We start from the raw sequence: 16,284 nt of genomic DNA, 5'->3' as shown, positions 1-16,284 counted from the left end.
ATGTCCGAAGGTGCTTCAGAATTTTCAGAGGTGCGGGATTTCTTTTACGGCCGGCATTTATTGAGATCTGAGATACCGTTTTCAGATCATCGCATCAAGCGTTTTACAGAAAAAGAATATATAACGGCCGAGCCGTCAATCATCCGCCGGAAAAACCGTTACGTCTGCCAACGATGCGGTCAGTCTGATCAAGCCAGCTTTGCGGCATTTTGGGCGCCCTCTGCCAAAAGGCAGATTACCTATTGCCGTGCCTGTGTCATGATGGGAAGGGCTGATGAACTGACATCATTATATTCTTGGAATCAAACCCCTGAAAACAGCTGGGAGCCTGTAAAGCTTTCTTGGGAAGGAACACTGACAGACGGACAGAAGCGGGCGGCCGCCGCGCTTACAGATGCGATAAAAGAGAGACAAGAGCTGTTAGTATGGGCGGTTTGCGGATCAGGGAAAACAGAGATGCTGTTTCCGGGTATCGAGTTTGCGCTGAATCACGGTTTGCGCGTTTGTGTCGCGACTCCGCGTACAGATGTCGTACTTGAACTGCTGCCGAGACTGAAAAAAGCATTTGAGAAAGTCGAAGTCTCTGCTTTGTACGGCGGCAGCGAAGACAAAGGCCACCTGACTCCGCTGATGATTTCAACCGCTCACCAGCTGATGCGCTACCGAGACATTTTTGATGTCATGATAATAGATGAAGTAGATGCGTTTCCTTTTTCAGCCGATGAGACATTAAGATTCGCTGTTGATAAAGCGAGGAAGAAAAACAGCGCCCTTGTTTATGTAACGGCGACTCCTTCAGACACATTAAAAAAGAAGGCTGAAGCCGGTTTGCTGAAAAGCGTCCGCATACCGGCCAGATATCATCGGAAACCCCTCCCGGAGCCGCGTTTTTTGTGGTGCGGCAATTGGAAGAAGAAGCTTCAGAAAGGAAAACTGCCGCGCTCTGTAACGGATTGGGTCCGCCAAAAACTTCAATTACAGCTGCCGGTTTTCTTGTTCGTCCCGTCTGTACATGTATTGAAAAAGACAACGGATTATTTTCAGAAATTAAATGTAAGGGCAGAAGGCGTTCATGCGGAAGACACATTCAGAAAGGATAAAGTGAAACGATTCAGAGACGGCCGGCTTGACCTGCTGGTAACGACTACGATTTTAGAAAGAGGGGTTACCGTGCCCAAAGTTCAGACATGTGTCCTCGGCGCAGAAGCACCTATCTTTACTGAGAGCGCGCTCGTACAGATCGCGGGCAGAACGGGAAGGCATTATAAACATTTCAGCGGTGATGTCGTCATGTTTCATTTCGGAATTACAAACGGAATGAAAAAAGCAAAAAAACATATAGAGCATATGAACAAATTGGCACAAAAAAGTAAATTGTTGGACTAGTTAATTTCAGAAAACGTGATACAGTATACTCATACTTTCCTATGAGGAGCTGTCAGCATGCTTGTCAATTCTAAAGAAATCATATTAAAGGAACTTCTCGACCGCCATATGCCTAAGCTTCATATGAAATGCACATGCCGGGTATGCAAAAATGATGTACTGGCACTTTCACTAAACCGGGCTGAACCGGCATATGTTACAGATAAAAAGAAAGTTGCTTATGCAAAAGCAGAGATAGTTGATAAACAGAAAAATACGGCGCTGCTTGTCATTCTGGCTGAATCAGCGGCGATTGTTTCGGTTAATCCAAGCGAGTTCTGTGAAACTCGGGAAGGAGCGTAATATCTCTGAATTGTTTATTGTGTGACTCACCAATTTCAAGTTCATTGACTTGGAGATCTCTGTTTTCTCTGGCGCCCGAGCAAGAGATATGCAGCATATGCAGCAGCCAATTCGAAAAAATTGAAGGTCCCGTATGCAGTATATGCGGGAGGCCTCAGGAGTCAAATGAAAAATGCGCTGATTGTGCGGCCCGGGAATCAAAAACGGAAAAGCGCTTTTTGCTGCGGCAAAACCGTTCGGTATATTTGTATAATGATGCGATGAAGGACTCATTGGCCCGGTTTAAATTCAGGGGTGATGCGAAAATCATTCAAGCATTTGAACGTGACTTTGCTGCCGGCTTTAAAGCGGCATATCCATCAAATACACATACTCTCATCCCTATTCCGCTGAGCGGCGAACGGCTGGCGGAACGCGGATTCAATCAATCCGAGCTGCTGGCCTCTCTGCTCGGAATGCCCGTCATTTCCCCCCTCATCCGACTGAACAATGAAAAACAATCCAAAAAGAGCAAAACAGAAAGGCTGTCCGCAGAAAAAAAGTTTTCAGCAGCCGAAAACTCCGCCGAAGGTATGAACGTCATCTTAATAGACGATATTTATACGACGGGCGCCACACTGCATCAAGCCGCCGAAGTCCTGCTGACAGCGGGTAAAGCGTCATCGGTCTCCTCTTTTACTTTAATCAGGAGCTAAATCATTCTTTTTTTCTGCCGATATAATTGATAGAAATATAAGGCAGATTAAAGAAGGAATAGGAGTTAATACGATGGGTGAATTGGCGAATTGTCCAAAATGCAATGCTTTATTTTTTAAAACGAACCTGCAGACCGTGTGTCAGGCATGTATTAAAGAAGAAGAAAAAGCATTTGAAACCGTCTATAAATTTTTGAGAAAGCAGATCAACAGACAGTCGACAATGCAGCAGATCACTGAGGAAACAGGTGTGGATGAAGAGCTGATCCTCAAGTTTATCAAACAAAAAAGGATTCAGATCAGCCAGCTTCCAAATTTGGCATATCCTTGCGAAAGATGCGGAAATCCAATCAGGACGGGGAAATTTTGCAAGTCCTGTCAGACAGATATTGAGTCGCAATTAGACCATATGAACCAAAAAACAGCCGCTGAATTCGATGAAAAAAACAGTACAAAAGACACATACTATGCCTATAATACCAAAAACACCTGATTCCCTAAACTAACTGATAACGCAGTCGATAAAAGAATTAGACTGCGAACAGAAAGCGAGAGGAATCCTATGAAAATCAATCAGTACGGAACACAATCCGTTAATCCATACCAAAAAAATTACGAAAAGCAAGCCGTACAAAAAGAGGCTGCAAAGCCGAAGGACAAAGTGGAAATTTCTTCTCATGCAAAAGAGCTTCAAAATGCGTCAGATGCGGTCACTAAAACACGTCAGGAAAAAATCGCTCAGCTTAAAGCGGATATAGAGAGCGGAACATATAAAATAGATTCAAACAGCATCGCTGAAAACATAGTGAATTTCTATAAAAAGCAATAAAAAGGAGAAAGCCAATGTCAGCAAAGCCAATTATTGATCAACTGAAGCGACTTTGCGCACTGCATGAACATCTGCTCACGCTGTCTGAGGAGAAAACGGAAGCGCTGAAAGCAGGTAAAACAAAAGAGCTCTCCAACATATTGACCAAAGAGCAAAAGTATATTCAGGCAATCGGGCAGACTGAGGAAGAACGAATCAGGTTGACTTCTCAGTTTCTCAGCCGCGGTGAGGACAATACAATTGCTGCATGCATCTCCAGAACTTCAGGCAGTGAAAAACAGGAGCTTGAACGGTTATTTCACTCTTTGTCTGCGCTTCTTGACCGTCTGAAAGAAGTGAATGAGATGAACAAACAGCTCACGATTCAGGCTTTACAATTCATCTCCGGGGCATTCGATATGATCATGCCGGGTGAAAAAGAGAATATGAATTATAAAGAGCCGCAAGCGGCGCGCAAGCCTGTCAGCCGTTTGACATTATTCGATTCAAAAGCTTAGAACGGAGGATTTTCAATGCCATCGACTTTTATGGGGCTCGAAACAGCAAGGCGTGCATTGAGTGCGCAGCAGACTGCATTAAGCACAGTTTCAAATAACGTTGCAAATGCAAATACAGAAGGATATACGAGGCAGCGCGTCACATTACAATCGACGAGCCCTTATCCCGCAGTATCAAAAAATAGTGATCTGACGGCCGGCCAAATCGGAACAGGAGTAAAAGCCGGTTCAGTTGAGCGCGTCAGAGACAGTTTTTTAGACTATCAGTACAGAACTGAAAATACAAAATTAGGGTACTATACAGCCCGTTCCAATTCATTGTCGCAAATGGAAGGCGTCATGAAAGAGCTTGACGATAACGGATTAAACGGATCGCTCAGTTCGTTTTGGAATGCCCTTCAGGATCTGGCGACGAATCCGGAAAATACGGGAGCGCGCTCAGTTTTGCAGGAGCAGGGGAAATCTCTTGCCGAAAGTTTTAACTATATATCTACCTCTTTGACTAACATTCAGGGTGATATTAAAAAGAATCTGGATAACACAGCGGATCAGGTCAATTCCATTCTCAATCAGCTGAATGACCTTAACAATCAAATAGCGGCAGTTGAGCCGAGCGGTATGCTCCCTAATGATTTGTATGACCAAAGAGACAGATTAATTGATCAATTATCTTCTATGGCAAATATAAAAGTTTCATATAATAAGTCGGGCGGACATGCCTTGGCGACTGCTGAGGGCACGGTTAACGTCGAATTGCTGAACGGGAACAACAATTCTCTCGGTACGCTGCTCGACGGTAACACAAAAACAGTTTCAGAAATGAAAATCAACTACGACAAGGACAGCGGCCTCGTGTCGAGTGTGTCAGTCGGCAGCAGTACGGTCAATGCGGATGCATTTACCGGTAAAGGCTCACTTTTAGGTCTTATTGAATCATACGGCTATATGTCAAATGGAGAAGAAAAAGGTCTTTATCCTGAAATGCTGACGGCTCTTGACAATATGGCGCTATCCTTTGCTGACGCGTTTAATGCAGTTCATGAAAAAGGGAAGACCTATACAGGCGAACAGGGTGCAGCATTTTTTGATTTCAGCGGTGATGAAGCGGTGCCGGCAAAAGGTGCGGCAGCGAAAATAAAAGTCAGTGACAAAATCCTTGCGTCTACTGATAATATCGCAGCGTCGTTAAACGGAGAAAAAAGTGACGGCACCAACGCGACAAATCTTGCAGCCGTACAGAACAGCAAGCTGACTATTAACGGTGAAACCACTACAATTAATGACTTTTATGAATCCCTTATCGGAAAGCTGGGCGTTAATTCACAAAAAGCTGCCAATCTTATGAACAACTCTGAAAGCAACACCCTTTCAGCCGATGAACGGAGACAATCAGTCAGTGCAGTGTCTTTAGATGAAGAAATGACAAATATGATTCAGTTTCAGCACGCTTATAATGCGGCTGCGCGGATTATAACGATGCAGGATGAAATATTCGATAAAATTATTAACGGTATGGGCACCGGAGGAAGATAGGAGATAAGTAAATGAGAGTAACTCAAGGGATGATCGCAAAAAATTCTCTTCGATTTATCGGCTCAAGTTTTGACAAGCTCGATCGGCTTCAGCAGCAAGTGTCTACGGGGAAAAAAATCACGAAAGCTTCTGATGATCCGGTCGTTGCAATGAAGGGAATGCAGTACCGTACTCAGCTTGCGCAGGTAAACCAGTATCAGCGGAATGTTTCGCAAGGCTTTACATGGCTGGAAAACTCGGAATCAAGCGTAAACTCGGAAACGGATATTATGGGGAAAATCCGGGACTTGATGGTTCAGGCGAAAAGTGATTCGAACGGTGAAACAGAATTGAAAGCAATCGGTACAGAAATCGGCCAGCTGAAAAAGCAGCTCGTTTCTGTCGCGAATACTCAGGTAAACGGACGTTATCTGTTTAACGGAACAAATTCTGACGTCCCGCCGATCACTGAAAATGCCGACGGCACATATACGTACAACTATGAGAATTATACCGGTGCTTCGGATGTTAACATCAACATCTCAAACGGAGCAGTGCTTAAAGTGAATTCTGATCCAAACTCAGCTTTCGGAGGCGTCGCACAAAATGGAGATAATGTATTTGAATTTCTCAACTCCTTAGAAGCTTCTTTAAGCAAAGGCACGCTGTCCGAAGCAGATTCAGATCAAATTCTGTCAGATATTGACGGTTTTACTGATAAAATGAATGCTGAAAAATCCAATATCGGCGCACGCACAAACCGATTGGAACTCATTCAGACAAGATTGGAATCACAAGCGGCAACCGCTGAAAAAGTATTGTCCGATAATGAAGATGTAGAAATGGAAGATGTAATTGTTGATTATTTATCTCAACAGACGGTTCATAGAGCAGCGCTGTCAGTGAATGCGAATATCATTCAGCCGTCACTGATTGACTTTCTGAAATAATATAACTGACCGTCTTCAATATATAAAAAAGCGACTCACACCAGGGAGATCGCTTTTTTTACTAAAATACTATAAACAGGGGGGATCTCTGTGCAGATACCGAGATTGATTATTGACAGTGTGCCTGCTAAAATCGGTATAACCTTTCAAAAGGAAGAAATCGAGATGGAACAGCCGCCCGCTGACTTGGAAATCGAGCAGCCGCCGGCAGAGCTGAACATTGAAAGCACGCCGGCCAAACTGACGATTGACCAGACGAGGGCGTGGGAGAACTTGAATCTCAAATCATTTGAAAAGCTAAACGCTGAAGCCGCCCAAAAAGGTGCGGAAGCCTGCAGCGAGTTTATTGCCAAAACAGTCAGGGAAGGGAAGGAAATGGCGGCTATCGAAAAGAAAACGGGCAATGTGATGGCCCGGCAGGCAGCAGATGTCAGTCCGCCCGATCCATTCGGCGAATTCAGCGACTTTCTGCCTGCGCAGTTTCTCGTCGACATTGACTGCATTCCTTCAAAGCTTACGATTGATATTGAAGCCCGCAAACCTTCAATTGAAGCAGCCGTCAATAAACCTGTATGGAATTATACGCCGGGGAAAGTTCAGATTGATATGATGCAAGACCCTAAGGTGACGATTTCGGTTGACGATGGCAACGCAGAATAAAAGATGAAAGTGGTAAAGGATTGTGAAGCATGATAATTAAAACAAAATATCACGGAGAAATCAGAATAGACGAAGGGCAGATTATCTCATTTGAAAACGGCCTGCCGGGATTTAATGACGAGACTCAATTTGTTGTTCTTCCTTTGTCGGAAGATTCACCGTTTTTGGCGCTGCAGTCTGTGAAACAGGAGCATATCGCCTTTATTGTCGCCAGTCCGTTTATTTTCTTTAAAGGATACGAATTTGACATTGACCATGCGACGCTTGAGCTTTTGCACATTGAAGATATAGAGGACGTCGAAGTGATGGCGATTTTAACGCTGGAAGAGCCTTTTGAAAACACGACCGCCAATTTAAAAGCGCCGATTATCGTCAATAAAAAGGAAATGAAGGCGAAACAAATCATTTTACATGATGCTTCCTATGAAACAAAACATCTGATAGGAGGAGGATCATGCTAGTTCTCTCAAGAAAAGTGAATGAGTCCATTCAGATCGGGCCGGATATTGAAATAAAGGTGATCGCCATCGAAGGAGAGCAAGTGAAGCTGGGAATTGAAGCGCCTCAGCATGTAGATATTCACCGGAAAGAAATCTACTTGTCGATCCTGGAAGAGAACAACAGAGCCGTATCTTTTAATACTGATTTATTACTTAACCTATCCTCACAAAAAAAGTGAGGATTTTTTTATTTTCAATATAAACAATAGAAACGGCCATCCGATATATATAGTGTAGCCAATGAGAGGAAAAATTTTCTTCAGAATGACGCTGCGCAAATGCACAAGGACGTGCGAAAAACAATTCAGGGAGGAAATACAAAATGAGAATCAACCACAATATCGCGGCTCTTAACACTAGCCGTCAGCTGAATGCAGGTTCAAACTCTGCTGCAAAAAACATGGAAAAATTATCTTCAGGTCTTCGCATCAACCGCGCTGGTGATGACGCTGCGGGTCTTGCGATCTCTGAAAAAATGCGTTCTCAAATCCGCGGTTTAGACATGGCGTCTAAAAACGCTCAAGACGGAATCTCTCTTATCCAAACATCTGAGGGTGCATTGAACGAAACTCACAGCATTCTTCAGCGTATGAGCGAGCTTGCTACACAAGCGGCAAACGATACAAACACAGATTCTGACCGTTCTGAGCTTCAAAAAGAGATGGACCAATTATCATCTGAAGTAACAAGAATCTCTACTGACACTGAGTTCAACACGAAGAAACTTCTTGACGGAACTGCAAAAGATCTTACGTTCCAAATCGGAGCTAACGAAGGTCAAACCATGACTTTGTCTATCAATAAAATGGACTCTGAAAGCCTGAAAGTTGGTACGACTTATACAGCTCAAGCTGATGGAACACTTAAATCAGGTGATGGAAATAGCACTGCTACTTGGGCAGATGAAGAAGTAACAGACGGTAAAGTTACAAAAGAAGCTGGTTATTATGATGATAAAGGTGCTCTAGTAGGAAGTGAAAAACTAGAAGAAGGCGAAAAGTTATCTAAAGGTATCGACATCTCTTCTTCAGCTAAAGCTGCGTCTTCAGCTCTTACAACAATCAAAACAGCTATCGACACAGTATCTAGCGAGCGCGCTAAACTTGGTGCGGTTCAAAACCGTTTAGAGCACACAATCAACAACCTTGGTACTTCTTCTGAGAACCTGACTTCTGCTGAATCACGTATCCGTGACGTAGACATGGCTTCTGAGATGATGGAGTACACGAAAAACAACATCCTTACTCAGGCTTCTCAAGCTATGCTTGCGCAAGCTAACCAACAGCCTCAGCAAGTTCTTCAATTGCTGAAAGGTTAATGACGGAAAGATCCTGGTTCTCCAGGGTCTTTTTTTTATTTCTTCAGCTATCTCCCCCTTCAGCAAGCCAAAGAACCCTATTGACAAAATGAAACATTATATTTTGCAGTTAAATTATTGAAAACCTTTTAATATGACCGATATAAGAATAAGATCATACATTTATGGAGCTGTGATATGATAAACAGTCGGAAACTCACTGTTGTCATAGAGCCGTCTACGACTAAACGCCGAAAAGGAGAGGGTACATATGGTCACAAGAATCACAGGCCTTAATTCCGGTCTTGATGTAGATTCTCTGGTGAAAAAACTAATGGATGCCGAAAAGCAGCCGCTTAATAAATTAAATCAGCAAAAACAGACGCTTGAATGGAAGCGCGATGCTTATCGGGAAATGAATACCCAGATTGCCGACATGTATTCTACTACATTTAATAATATGCTGATGTCCACAAACTGGAATAAAAAAACAGTAACAAGTTCGGATTCCAGTGTCAGCGCGGCGGCCGTCAGTGCTGAGCAAAATATTTCAACGAGTATGTCTGTACAGCAGCTGGCCACGTCGACGACATATAAATCATCGGGCGCCATCAATTTCACTTCAGGTCAGAGCCAAACATTGAAATTCAATGTCACAAATCCGGGTGAAACGAAGCCGACTGAGGTAAACGTCACGATCGCCGCAACCGATACGATTGACGATGTCATTTCTAAACTGAACAGCTCAGGCCTTGGGGTGACGGCTTTAAAAGAGAAAATCTCTAATGGCACGGATTATGTGGATACGATTGCGTTCACTTCCAATAAAACGGGGGAAGGATTTACCCTTTCAGCAGGTGATGACGCAACCAAAAGCTTTCTGAAAGATCAGCTCGGTTTTGCCGTTGATGATGCGACAAATGAACTGACGGCCAATGCGGAAGGGAAAAATGCGAAGTTTACGTTCAACGGGCTTGAAATGACAAAAACGTCCAATAACTTTACGATCAACGGCATCAAATACACGCTGAACAGCGTGACGGACAGCAATAAAACGGTTACGATTAACAGCACGACTGATACGGACGGGATTTTTGACAACATTAAAGATTTCGTTGATAAATACAATACGTTAATTAAAAGCGCAAACGCGAAGGTGACAGAATCAAAATACCGCGATTATAAGCCGCTAACCGATGAACAAAGAGAAGCGATGACCGATAAGCAGATTGAGCAGTGGGAGGCAAAAGCCAAAAGCGGTTTATTACGGAGCGACAGCACGCTGCAGAACGGTTTGGCGGAGATGCGGCTTGATTTGTACTCAACGGTTACGATTGACGGGAAAAAATATCAGCTTGCCGATTTCGGAATTGAGACGTCTGATAGTTATACGGATCAAGGAAAACTTGTTATTAAAGACGAAGCGAAACTGAAACAGAAAATTACCGAGAATCCTGCTCTCGTGGCTAAACTGTTTAATGCAGACAGCCCTGATACAGCGAAAACCAAAAACCCGGAGGAACAGGGAATTGCCCGGAGATTAAAAGACACATTAAACAAAATGCAGACTCAAATTTCAAAACAGGCGGGTACGGAAAGCTCGGTATCAACCAGCTTTGCCATCGGAAAAAGCCTGAATGAAATAGAAACAAATATTTCCAATATGAAAACGAAGCTGGATGATATCGAAACGAGATATTATAAAAAGTTCAGCGCACTGGATACGGCATTGGAGAAATTGAACAGCCAATCTTCATATCTCACGTCAATGTTAGGATCTTCAACATCATAACCTTGGAGGTTTTATAAAAATGGCAATAAATAATCCTTTTGCTGCTTATCAGCAGACATCCGTCTTTACAGCCGCTCCGGAAGAGCTGACCCTTATGCTTTATAACGGCTGCCTGCGATTCATTAAGCTGGCAAGGCAGGCGATGAAGCAAAACAACCTTGAAGCCAAAAATGAAAATATCGTAAAGGCGCAAAACATCATTCAAGAGCTCAGCATCACGTTAAACCGGGAGATTGAGATTTCTGAACAGATGTCATCCATTTATGATTACATCCGCCGCCGGCTGATCGACGCGAACGTGCAGAATAACGGAGAGTTTTTAGATGAAGCGGAAAAACTCGTTACTGAATTTCGCGACACGTGGAAGCAGGCCATGCAGAGTGAACGGAAAAACAGCCATGGCGCGGGCGGCCTTGCCTGATGAACAGCAATGTCTTTGCTTTGTATAACGAAACGAAGAACATGTACGCCGCGCTGAAGGACGCCCCGGAAAGCGACAGTCTTATCAGCAGCGTTACGGCATTTACGGAGAAAAGGGAGGAGATGCTTGCGGGCATAAAGCCGCCTTTTTCCGAAGAAGAAAAAACGCTGCTTCAGCAGGTGGCCGCGATGGACCGCCTGATTACCGGCGAAGTGAAGCGGATTCAGGATGGTATCCGAAATGAAATAAAAACGCTTAAGAAAAAACGAATCTACCATAATACGTATTTCAATCCGTATCATCAAACGACAAGTGACGGCCGTTATTACGACAAACGCAAATAGGTGAGTGTTTTGAGAAGTTTGAACGATTACCATTTGGTGTCAGCCTATTACCAGCTTCTTTTTACGATTGATGAGGGGCTTTGCTACCTGTTGGACACGCAGGATGATTTTTTTAAGACGGAGGGCGAGCGGATTTACAACGATTTGATTCAGGCTTTTTTTCATCTCGATTCCTCTCATGCGCTTCTGCTGTCTATCATTGAGTGCCGATGCGTGGAGACGGCGATCCGCTCTTTTGACGAGATCTTTCAGGATTTCAGCATGTTAAATGATTATGATTTCCCGTCCGCCCCTTTTCAGGAGTTTTTAAAAACCATCTTTCTGCCGCATTATAAGCTATGGATGGAGCAGACGCACGCCTGCATCAAACCGTATGTTCTTCACTAGACCTGCTGCAAGCGGCAGGTCTTTTGCCTGCGTCTTCTGCATATACTTATAATCCTGCCGGAAGCTGCCGGATAATACCGACACCATTCGTCATCGTTCACCGAATTTACACATTATTTTAACGTTTCAGCAGGGATCAGAAGGGGTAAAAGAGAAATAGTTACATATCCTTAGATAAAGGGAGGCGTTCTTTGATGAACTACAATATCAGAGGAGAAAACATTGAGGTTACACCTGCGTTAAAGGATCATGTGGAGAGAAAAATCGGCAAGCTGGAGCGATATTTCGAGCAGAGCGTCAATGCCGATGTGAACGTCAACTTAAAATTCTATAATGATAAGGAATCCAAAGTTGAAGTCACCATTCCGATGACTGATCTGGCGCTTCGTTCCGAAGTGCATAACGAGGATATGTACAATGCAATTGATCTCGCAACAAACAAGCTGGAACGTCAAATCCGAAAGCACAAAACAAAAGTCAACCGAAAATTCCGCGAGCAGGGTCTTCCGAAACATTATTTCGAAAACGGCAGCGCTGCTGATACGGGCGTAGCGGTTCAGGACGAAATTGAAGATGACAGCCCGGAAATTGTCCGTCAAAAGCGTTTTAATTTAAAACCGATGGATAATGAAGAAGCGATTCTCCAAATGAATATGCTCGGACATAATTTCTTCGTATTCACCAACGCGGAGACGAATCTCACAAATGTCGTTTACCGCAGAAATGACGGCAAATACGGATTAATTGAACCGACTGAATAAACCCACCCAGCCTTCCGTGAACGCGCGGAAGGTTTTTCTCTATCTTTATCTGCAAATTCTTTGGAAATAGCAAAAGGTATGTTATGATAATGAGAGGTATACATGGACAGAAAATTATCATTTATTCCATGCAAAATCTGCATGTGAACATAGAGGAGCGTTATAGATGCTTGGGATTTTAAATAAAATGTTTGATCCGACCAAACGTGCGCTGAACAAATACGAAAAAATAGCAAATGACATTGATGCCGTAAGAGGAGATTATGAAAATCTCTCTGACGAGGCGCTTAAACATAAAACGGCAGAATTTAAAGAGCGGCTTGAAAAAGGAGAAACAACGGATGATCTTCTTGTCGAAGCGTTTGCCGTCGTTCGTGAAGCTTCCCGCCGCGTAACCGGCATGTTTCCGTTTAAAGTGCAGCTGATGGGGGGCATCGCCCTTCATGAGGGGAACATCTCCGAAATGAAAACAGGGGAAGGGAAAACGCTGACGTCCACGCTTCCCGTGTATTTAAATGCCTTGACGGGAAAAGGCGTTCACGTCGTTACGGTCAACGAATATCTGGCGAGCCGTGATGCCCAGCAAATGGGAGAAATTTTTGCGTTTCTCGGGCTTACAGTCGGCCTGAACCTGAATTCGATGTCAAAAGACGAAAAACGCGAAGCTTACGCAGCCGATATCACGTATTCAACGAACAATGAACTCGGCTTTGATTATTTGCGTGACAACATGGTGCTCTATAAAGAACAAATGGTGCAGCGCCCGCTTCATTTTGCCGTTATTGATGAAGTCGATTCAATTTTAGTCGATGAAGCGAGAACGCCATTGATTATTTCCGGACAAGCTCAGAAGTCCACAAAACTGTACGTGCAGGCAAATGCGTTTGTCCGCACACTCAAGAAAGATCAGGATTATACGTATGACGTCAAAACGAAGGGCGTTCAGCTGACGGAAGAAGGAATGACGAAGGCTGAAAAAACGTTCGGCATCGACAACCTGTTTGATGTCAAAAACGTGGCCTTGAACCACCATATCAACCAGGCTTTAAAAGCCCATGCGGCGATGCAGAAAGACGTGGATTATGTTGTTGAGGACGGCCAGGTCGTCATCGTTGATTCCTTCACCGGCCGTCTGATGAAAGGACGCCGCTACAGCGAAGGTCTTCACCAGGCAATTGAGGCGAAAGAAGGCCTGGAGATTCAAAATGAAAGCATGACATTGGCGACGATTACGTTCCAAAACTATTTCCGTATGTACGAAAAGCTGGCCGGTATGACCGGTACCGCAAAAACGGAAGAGGAAGAATTCCGCAATATTTATAACATGCAGGTTGTATCCATCCCGACCAACCAGCCGGTCATCCGTGATGACCGTCCGGACTTGATCTACCGCTCAATGGAAGGGAAATTCAAGGCGGTGGCGGAGGATGTCGCCCAGCGCTACATGACCGGACAGCCGGTTCTTGTCGGTACGGTTGCCGTTGAAACGTCTGAATTGATTTCTAAACTTCTGAAAAACAAAGGGATTCCGCATCAGGTGCTGAATGCCAAAAACCATGAGCGTGAAGCTCAGATTATTGAAGAAGCGGGACAAAAAGGCGCTGTCACGATTGCGACCAACATGGCGGGACGCGGAACCGACATTAAACTCGGCGAAGGCGTAAAAGAGCTTGGCGGCCTTGCAGTCGTCGGTACGGAACGCCACGAATCCCGCCGGATTGACAATCAGCTCCGCGGACGTTCAGGACGTCAGGGAGACCCGGGCATCACACAATTTTATCTTTCAATGGAAGATGAATTGATGCGCCGTTTCGGAGCTGAACGGACGATGGCGATGCTTGACCGGTTCGGTATGGATGACTCCACGCCGATTCAGAGCAAAATGGTGTCACGCGCCGTGGAATCATCTCAAAAACGTGTCGAAGGAAACAACTTTGATTCACGTAAACAGCTTCTTCAATATGACGACGTGCTCCGTCAGCAGCGCGAAGTCATTTACAAGCAGCGTTTTGAAGTCATTGACTCTGAAAACCTGCGTGACATTGTGGAAGGCATGATCAAGTCTTCTCTGGAGCGTGCGATTGCCGCTTATACGCCGAAAGAGGAGCTTCCGGAAGAATGGAATCTCGACGGCCTCGTGGAGCTGGTGAATTCAACGTATCTTGATGAAGGCGCACTTGAAAAGAGCGATATCTTCGGAAAAGAACCGGATGAAATGCATGAGATGATCATGGACCGCATCATGACAAAATATAATGATAAAGAAGAGAATTTCGGCACAGAGCAGATGCGTGAATTTGAAAAAGTCATCGTATTGCGTGCCGTTGATTCAAAATGGATGGATCATATTGATGCGATGGATCAGCTGCGTCAAGGGATTCACCTCCGCGCTTATGCGCAGACAAATCCGCTGCGTGAATATCAAATGGAAGGCTTCGCAATGTTTGAGCACATGATTGAGTCCATTGAGGACGAAGTTGCGAAATTCGTCATGAAGGCCGAGATTGAAAGCAATCTGGAACGCGAAGAAGTTGTTCAGGGCCAAACGACGGCTCATCAGCCGCAGGACGGCGATGAGGCCAAACAAGCGAAAAAAGCGCCGGTGCGAAAAGTTGTGGATATCGGACGCAACGCGCCTTGCCATTGCGGCAGCGGAAAAAAATATAAAAATTGCTGCGGCCGGACAGAATAGTCTCGACTGTATGAAGCGAACATGACCGGGTCTGCGTCTTATGGCGCCCCGGATCTTTTAATGAGGTGAATGGAATGGAATTATCAGAAATCAGGGCAGAGCTCGAAAATATGGCTTCTCGTTTAGCGGACTTCAGGGGGTCTCTTTGACCTCGAATCAAAGGAAGCCCGCATTGCAGAATTAGATGAAAAGATGGCGGAACCGGAATTCTGGAATGACCAGCAGAAGGCCCAAACCGTCATCAATGAAGCGAACGGTCTGAAAGAATACGTGAACTCCTATCATCAGCTGAGCGAGTCTCACGAAGAGCTGCAAATGACACATGATCTTTTAAAAGAAGAACCTGACCAGGACCTTCAGCAAGAGCTTGAGAAAGAGCTGAAGTCATTAACGAAGGAATTGAATGAATTTGAGCTTCAGCTGCTGCTCAGTGAACCATATGACAAAAACAACGCGATTTTAGAACTTCATCCGGGGGCCGGCGGTACGGAATCCCAGGACTGGGGTTCCATGCTGCTCAGAATGTATACCCGCTGGGCGGAAAGACGCGGTTTCAAAGTTGAAACGCTTGATTATCTCCCGGGAGATGAAGCAGGAATTAAGTCAGTCACACTGCTTATTAAAGGCCACAATGCATACGGCTATTTAAAAGCGGAAAAAGGCGTACACCGCCTCGTGCGGATTTCTCCATTTGATTCATCAGGACGCCGCCACACGTCATTCGTGTCATGTGAAGTCATGCCTGAATTCAATGAAGAAATCGACATTGATATTCGTACCGAAGATATTAAAGTTGATACGTACCGGGCGAGCGGTGCCGGCGGACAGCACGTCAATACGACTGATTCAGCCGTTCGGATCACCCACCTGCCGACAAATGTAGTCGTCACGTGCCAGACGGAACGTTCACAAATCAAAAACCGCGACCGGGCGATGAAAATGCTCAAAGCGAAGCTGTATCAGCGCAGAATTGAAGAACAGCAGGCGGAGCTTGACGAAATCCGCGGCGAACAGAAAGAAATCGGCTGGGGCAGCCAAATCCGCTCGTACGTCTTCCATCCGTACTCCATGGTGAAAGATCACCGCACCAATACGGAAATGGGGAACGTGCAGGCGGTTATGGACGGAGATATCGATATCTTCATTGACGCCTATTTACGTTCTAAACTGTCGTAATCCGGGAACACACCTGCCTTTGGCAAGGTGTGTTTTTTTATCC

General features: G+C 44.8%; 19 protein-coding genes. All 19 read left to right on the top strand.

Features of this window, described 5'->3' with window-relative positions; all coding sequences use genetic code 11:
* The 19 genes from GNE05_RS18070 (at window position 1) to prfB (ending at window position 16,241) form a co-directional block, all read left to right on the top strand.
* Complete coding sequence (locus GNE05_RS18070; protein WP_160183055.1) at window positions 1-1,386, top strand: ATP-dependent helicase ComFA; 1,386 nt, start codon at window positions 1-3, stop codon at window positions 1,384-1,386.
* A 57-nt stretch (window positions 1,387-1,443) separates the two neighbouring features.
* On the top strand, window positions 1,444-1,728 hold the full coding sequence (locus GNE05_RS18065) for a late competence protein ComFB (RefSeq protein WP_003151389.1): 285 nt from the start codon (window positions 1,444-1,446) through the stop codon (window positions 1,726-1,728).
* A 5-nt stretch (window positions 1,729-1,733) separates the two neighbouring features.
* The gene (locus GNE05_RS18060) at window positions 1,734-2,423 is read left to right on the top strand and encodes a phosphoribosyltransferase family protein (protein WP_201741798.1); all 690 of its coding nucleotides are present in this window, start codon (window positions 1,734-1,736) and stop codon (window positions 2,421-2,423) included.
* Window positions 2,424-2,496: 73 nt separating this feature from the next.
* On the top strand, window positions 2,497-2,916 hold the full coding sequence (locus GNE05_RS18055) for a TIGR03826 family flagellar region protein (RefSeq protein ID WP_014419009.1): 420 nt from the start codon (window positions 2,497-2,499) through the stop codon (window positions 2,914-2,916).
* Window positions 2,917-2,985: 69 nt separating this feature from the next.
* Entirely contained in the window at window positions 2,986-3,252 is a 267-nt protein-coding gene (gene flgM, locus GNE05_RS18050; RefSeq protein ID WP_003151393.1) for a flagellar biosynthesis anti-sigma factor FlgM, read from the top strand.
* Window positions 3,253-3,266: 14 nt separating this feature from the next.
* The gene (locus GNE05_RS18045; protein ID WP_031379255.1) at window positions 3,267-3,749 is read left to right on the top strand and encodes a flagellar protein FlgN; all 483 of its coding nucleotides are present in this window, start codon (window positions 3,267-3,269) and stop codon (window positions 3,747-3,749) included.
* 15 nt (window positions 3,750-3,764) lie between these two features.
* A complete protein-coding gene (gene flgK, locus GNE05_RS18040) occupies window positions 3,765-5,282 on the top strand; it encodes a flagellar hook-associated protein FlgK (RefSeq protein WP_014419008.1) in 1,518 nt (505 codons plus the stop codon).
* Window positions 5,283-5,293: 11 nt separating this feature from the next.
* The gene (flgL, locus tag GNE05_RS18035) at window positions 5,294-6,211 is read left to right on the top strand and encodes a flagellar hook-associated protein FlgL (protein WP_014419007.1); all 918 of its coding nucleotides are present in this window, start codon (window positions 5,294-5,296) and stop codon (window positions 6,209-6,211) included.
* Between the two features lie 90 nt (window positions 6,212-6,301).
* Window positions 6,302-6,871, top strand: a complete 570-nt coding sequence (locus tag GNE05_RS18030) for a DUF6470 family protein (protein ID WP_017418818.1) — start codon at window positions 6,302-6,304, stop codon at window positions 6,869-6,871.
* 29 nt (window positions 6,872-6,900) lie between these two features.
* Window positions 6,901-7,332, top strand: a complete 432-nt coding sequence (fliW, locus tag GNE05_RS18025) for a flagellar assembly protein FliW (protein ID WP_007407475.1) — start codon at window positions 6,901-6,903, stop codon at window positions 7,330-7,332.
* Window positions 7,326-7,550 carry a carbon storage regulator CsrA gene (gene csrA / locus GNE05_RS18020; protein WP_003151402.1) on the top strand — a complete coding sequence of 75 codons (225 nt, stop codon included), beginning with the start codon at window positions 7,326-7,328 and terminating at the stop codon, window positions 7,548-7,550. Before fliW ends, csrA begins: the two co-directional genes overlap by 7 nt.
* Window positions 7,551-7,693: 143 nt before the next feature.
* The gene (locus tag GNE05_RS18015; protein ID WP_022553864.1) at window positions 7,694-8,689 is read left to right on the top strand and encodes a flagellin N-terminal helical domain-containing protein; all 996 of its coding nucleotides are present in this window, start codon (window positions 7,694-7,696) and stop codon (window positions 8,687-8,689) included.
* A 250-nt stretch (window positions 8,690-8,939) separates the two neighbouring features.
* Window positions 8,940-10,460 (top strand): flagellar hook-associated protein 2, encoded by a 1,521-nt coding sequence (locus tag GNE05_RS18010; protein ID WP_160183054.1) that lies wholly within the window; start codon window positions 8,940-8,942, stop codon window positions 10,458-10,460.
* Between the two features lie 19 nt (window positions 10,461-10,479).
* Window positions 10,480-10,881 carry a flagellar export chaperone FliS gene (gene fliS, locus GNE05_RS18005; RefSeq protein WP_003151407.1) on the top strand — a complete coding sequence of 134 codons (402 nt, stop codon included), beginning with the start codon at window positions 10,480-10,482 and terminating at the stop codon, window positions 10,879-10,881.
* Window positions 10,881-11,225 (top strand): flagella biosynthesis regulatory protein FliT, encoded by a 345-nt coding sequence (gene fliT, locus GNE05_RS18000; protein WP_014419003.1) that lies wholly within the window; start codon window positions 10,881-10,883, stop codon window positions 11,223-11,225. Before fliS ends, fliT begins: the two co-directional genes overlap by 1 nt.
* A 9-nt stretch (window positions 11,226-11,234) precedes the next feature.
* Window positions 11,235-11,612, top strand: coding sequence for a DUF8042 domain-containing protein (locus tag GNE05_RS17995; RefSeq protein ID WP_014419002.1), 378 nt, complete (start codon window positions 11,235-11,237; stop codon window positions 11,610-11,612).
* A gap of 194 nt (window positions 11,613-11,806) precedes the next feature.
* On the top strand, window positions 11,807-12,373 hold the full coding sequence (gene hpf / locus GNE05_RS17990) for a ribosome hibernation-promoting factor, HPF/YfiA family (RefSeq protein ID WP_003151413.1): 567 nt from the start codon (window positions 11,807-11,809) through the stop codon (window positions 12,371-12,373).
* Between the two features lie 166 nt (window positions 12,374-12,539).
* The gene (secA, locus tag GNE05_RS17985; protein WP_015240681.1) at window positions 12,540-15,065 is read left to right on the top strand and encodes a preprotein translocase subunit SecA; all 2,526 of its coding nucleotides are present in this window, start codon (window positions 12,540-12,542) and stop codon (window positions 15,063-15,065) included.
* Window positions 15,066-15,139: 74 nt separating this feature from the next.
* Window positions 15,140-16,241 (top strand): peptide chain release factor 2 gene (gene prfB / locus GNE05_RS17980; protein ID WP_096034905.1). Its coding sequence is split into 2 segments (ribosomal slippage): window positions 15,140-15,211 and window positions 15,213-16,241, totalling 1,101 coding nucleotides; the frame shifts between segments, so codons are not numbered across the junction.
* Window positions 16,242-16,284 lie beyond the last annotated feature (43 nt).

It is taken from the genome of Bacillus sp. AM1(2019) (genome assembly GCF_009906915.1).
In the GTDB taxonomy this organism is placed as follows: Bacteria; Bacillota; Bacilli; order Bacillales; family Bacillaceae; genus Bacillus; species Bacillus velezensis.
The sequence above is the reverse complement of the archived record's forward strand: the minus strand, read 5'-3'. Positions and strand labels throughout refer to the sequence as shown.

Excerpts from the sequence above, each read along its gene's own strand:
- GNE05_RS18010 (WP_160183054.1), top strand. The coding sequence starts at position 8,940 with ATGGTCACAAGAATCACAGGCCTTAATTCCGGTCTTGATGTAGATTCT.
- GNE05_RS18065 (WP_003151389.1), top strand. The coding sequence starts at position 1,444 with ATGCTTGTCAATTCTAAAGAAATCATATTAAAGGAACTTCTCGACCGC.
- hpf (WP_003151413.1), top strand. The coding sequence starts at position 11,807 with ATGAACTACAATATCAGAGGAGAAAACATTGAGGTTACACCTGCGTTA.
- GNE05_RS18015 (WP_022553864.1), top strand. The coding sequence starts at position 7,694 with ATGAGAATCAACCACAATATCGCGGCTCTTAACACTAGCCGTCAGCTG.
- secA (WP_015240681.1), top strand. The coding sequence starts at position 12,540 with ATGCTTGGGATTTTAAATAAAATGTTTGATCCGACCAAACGTGCGCTG.
- fliW (WP_007407475.1), top strand. The coding sequence starts at position 6,901 with ATGATAATTAAAACAAAATATCACGGAGAAATCAGAATAGACGAAGGG.
- flgK (WP_014419008.1), top strand. The coding sequence starts at position 3,765 with ATGCCATCGACTTTTATGGGGCTCGAAACAGCAAGGCGTGCATTGAGT.
- flgM (WP_003151393.1), top strand. The coding sequence starts at position 2,986 with ATGAAAATCAATCAGTACGGAACACAATCCGTTAATCCATACCAAAAA.
- flgL (WP_014419007.1), top strand. The coding sequence starts at position 5,294 with ATGAGAGTAACTCAAGGGATGATCGCAAAAAATTCTCTTCGATTTATC.
- GNE05_RS18045 (WP_031379255.1), top strand. The coding sequence starts at position 3,267 with ATGTCAGCAAAGCCAATTATTGATCAACTGAAGCGACTTTGCGCACTG.
- fliS (WP_003151407.1), top strand. The coding sequence starts at position 10,480 with ATGGCAATAAATAATCCTTTTGCTGCTTATCAGCAGACATCCGTCTTT.
- csrA (WP_003151402.1), top strand. The coding sequence starts at position 7,326 with ATGCTAGTTCTCTCAAGAAAAGTGAATGAGTCCATTCAGATCGGGCCG.
- GNE05_RS18055 (WP_014419009.1), top strand. The coding sequence starts at position 2,497 with ATGGGTGAATTGGCGAATTGTCCAAAATGCAATGCTTTATTTTTTAAA.
- fliT (WP_014419003.1), top strand. The coding sequence starts at position 10,881 with ATGAACAGCAATGTCTTTGCTTTGTATAACGAAACGAAGAACATGTAC.
- GNE05_RS18070 (WP_160183055.1), top strand. The coding sequence starts at position 1 with ATGTCCGAAGGTGCTTCAGAATTTTCAGAGGTGCGGGATTTCTTTTAC.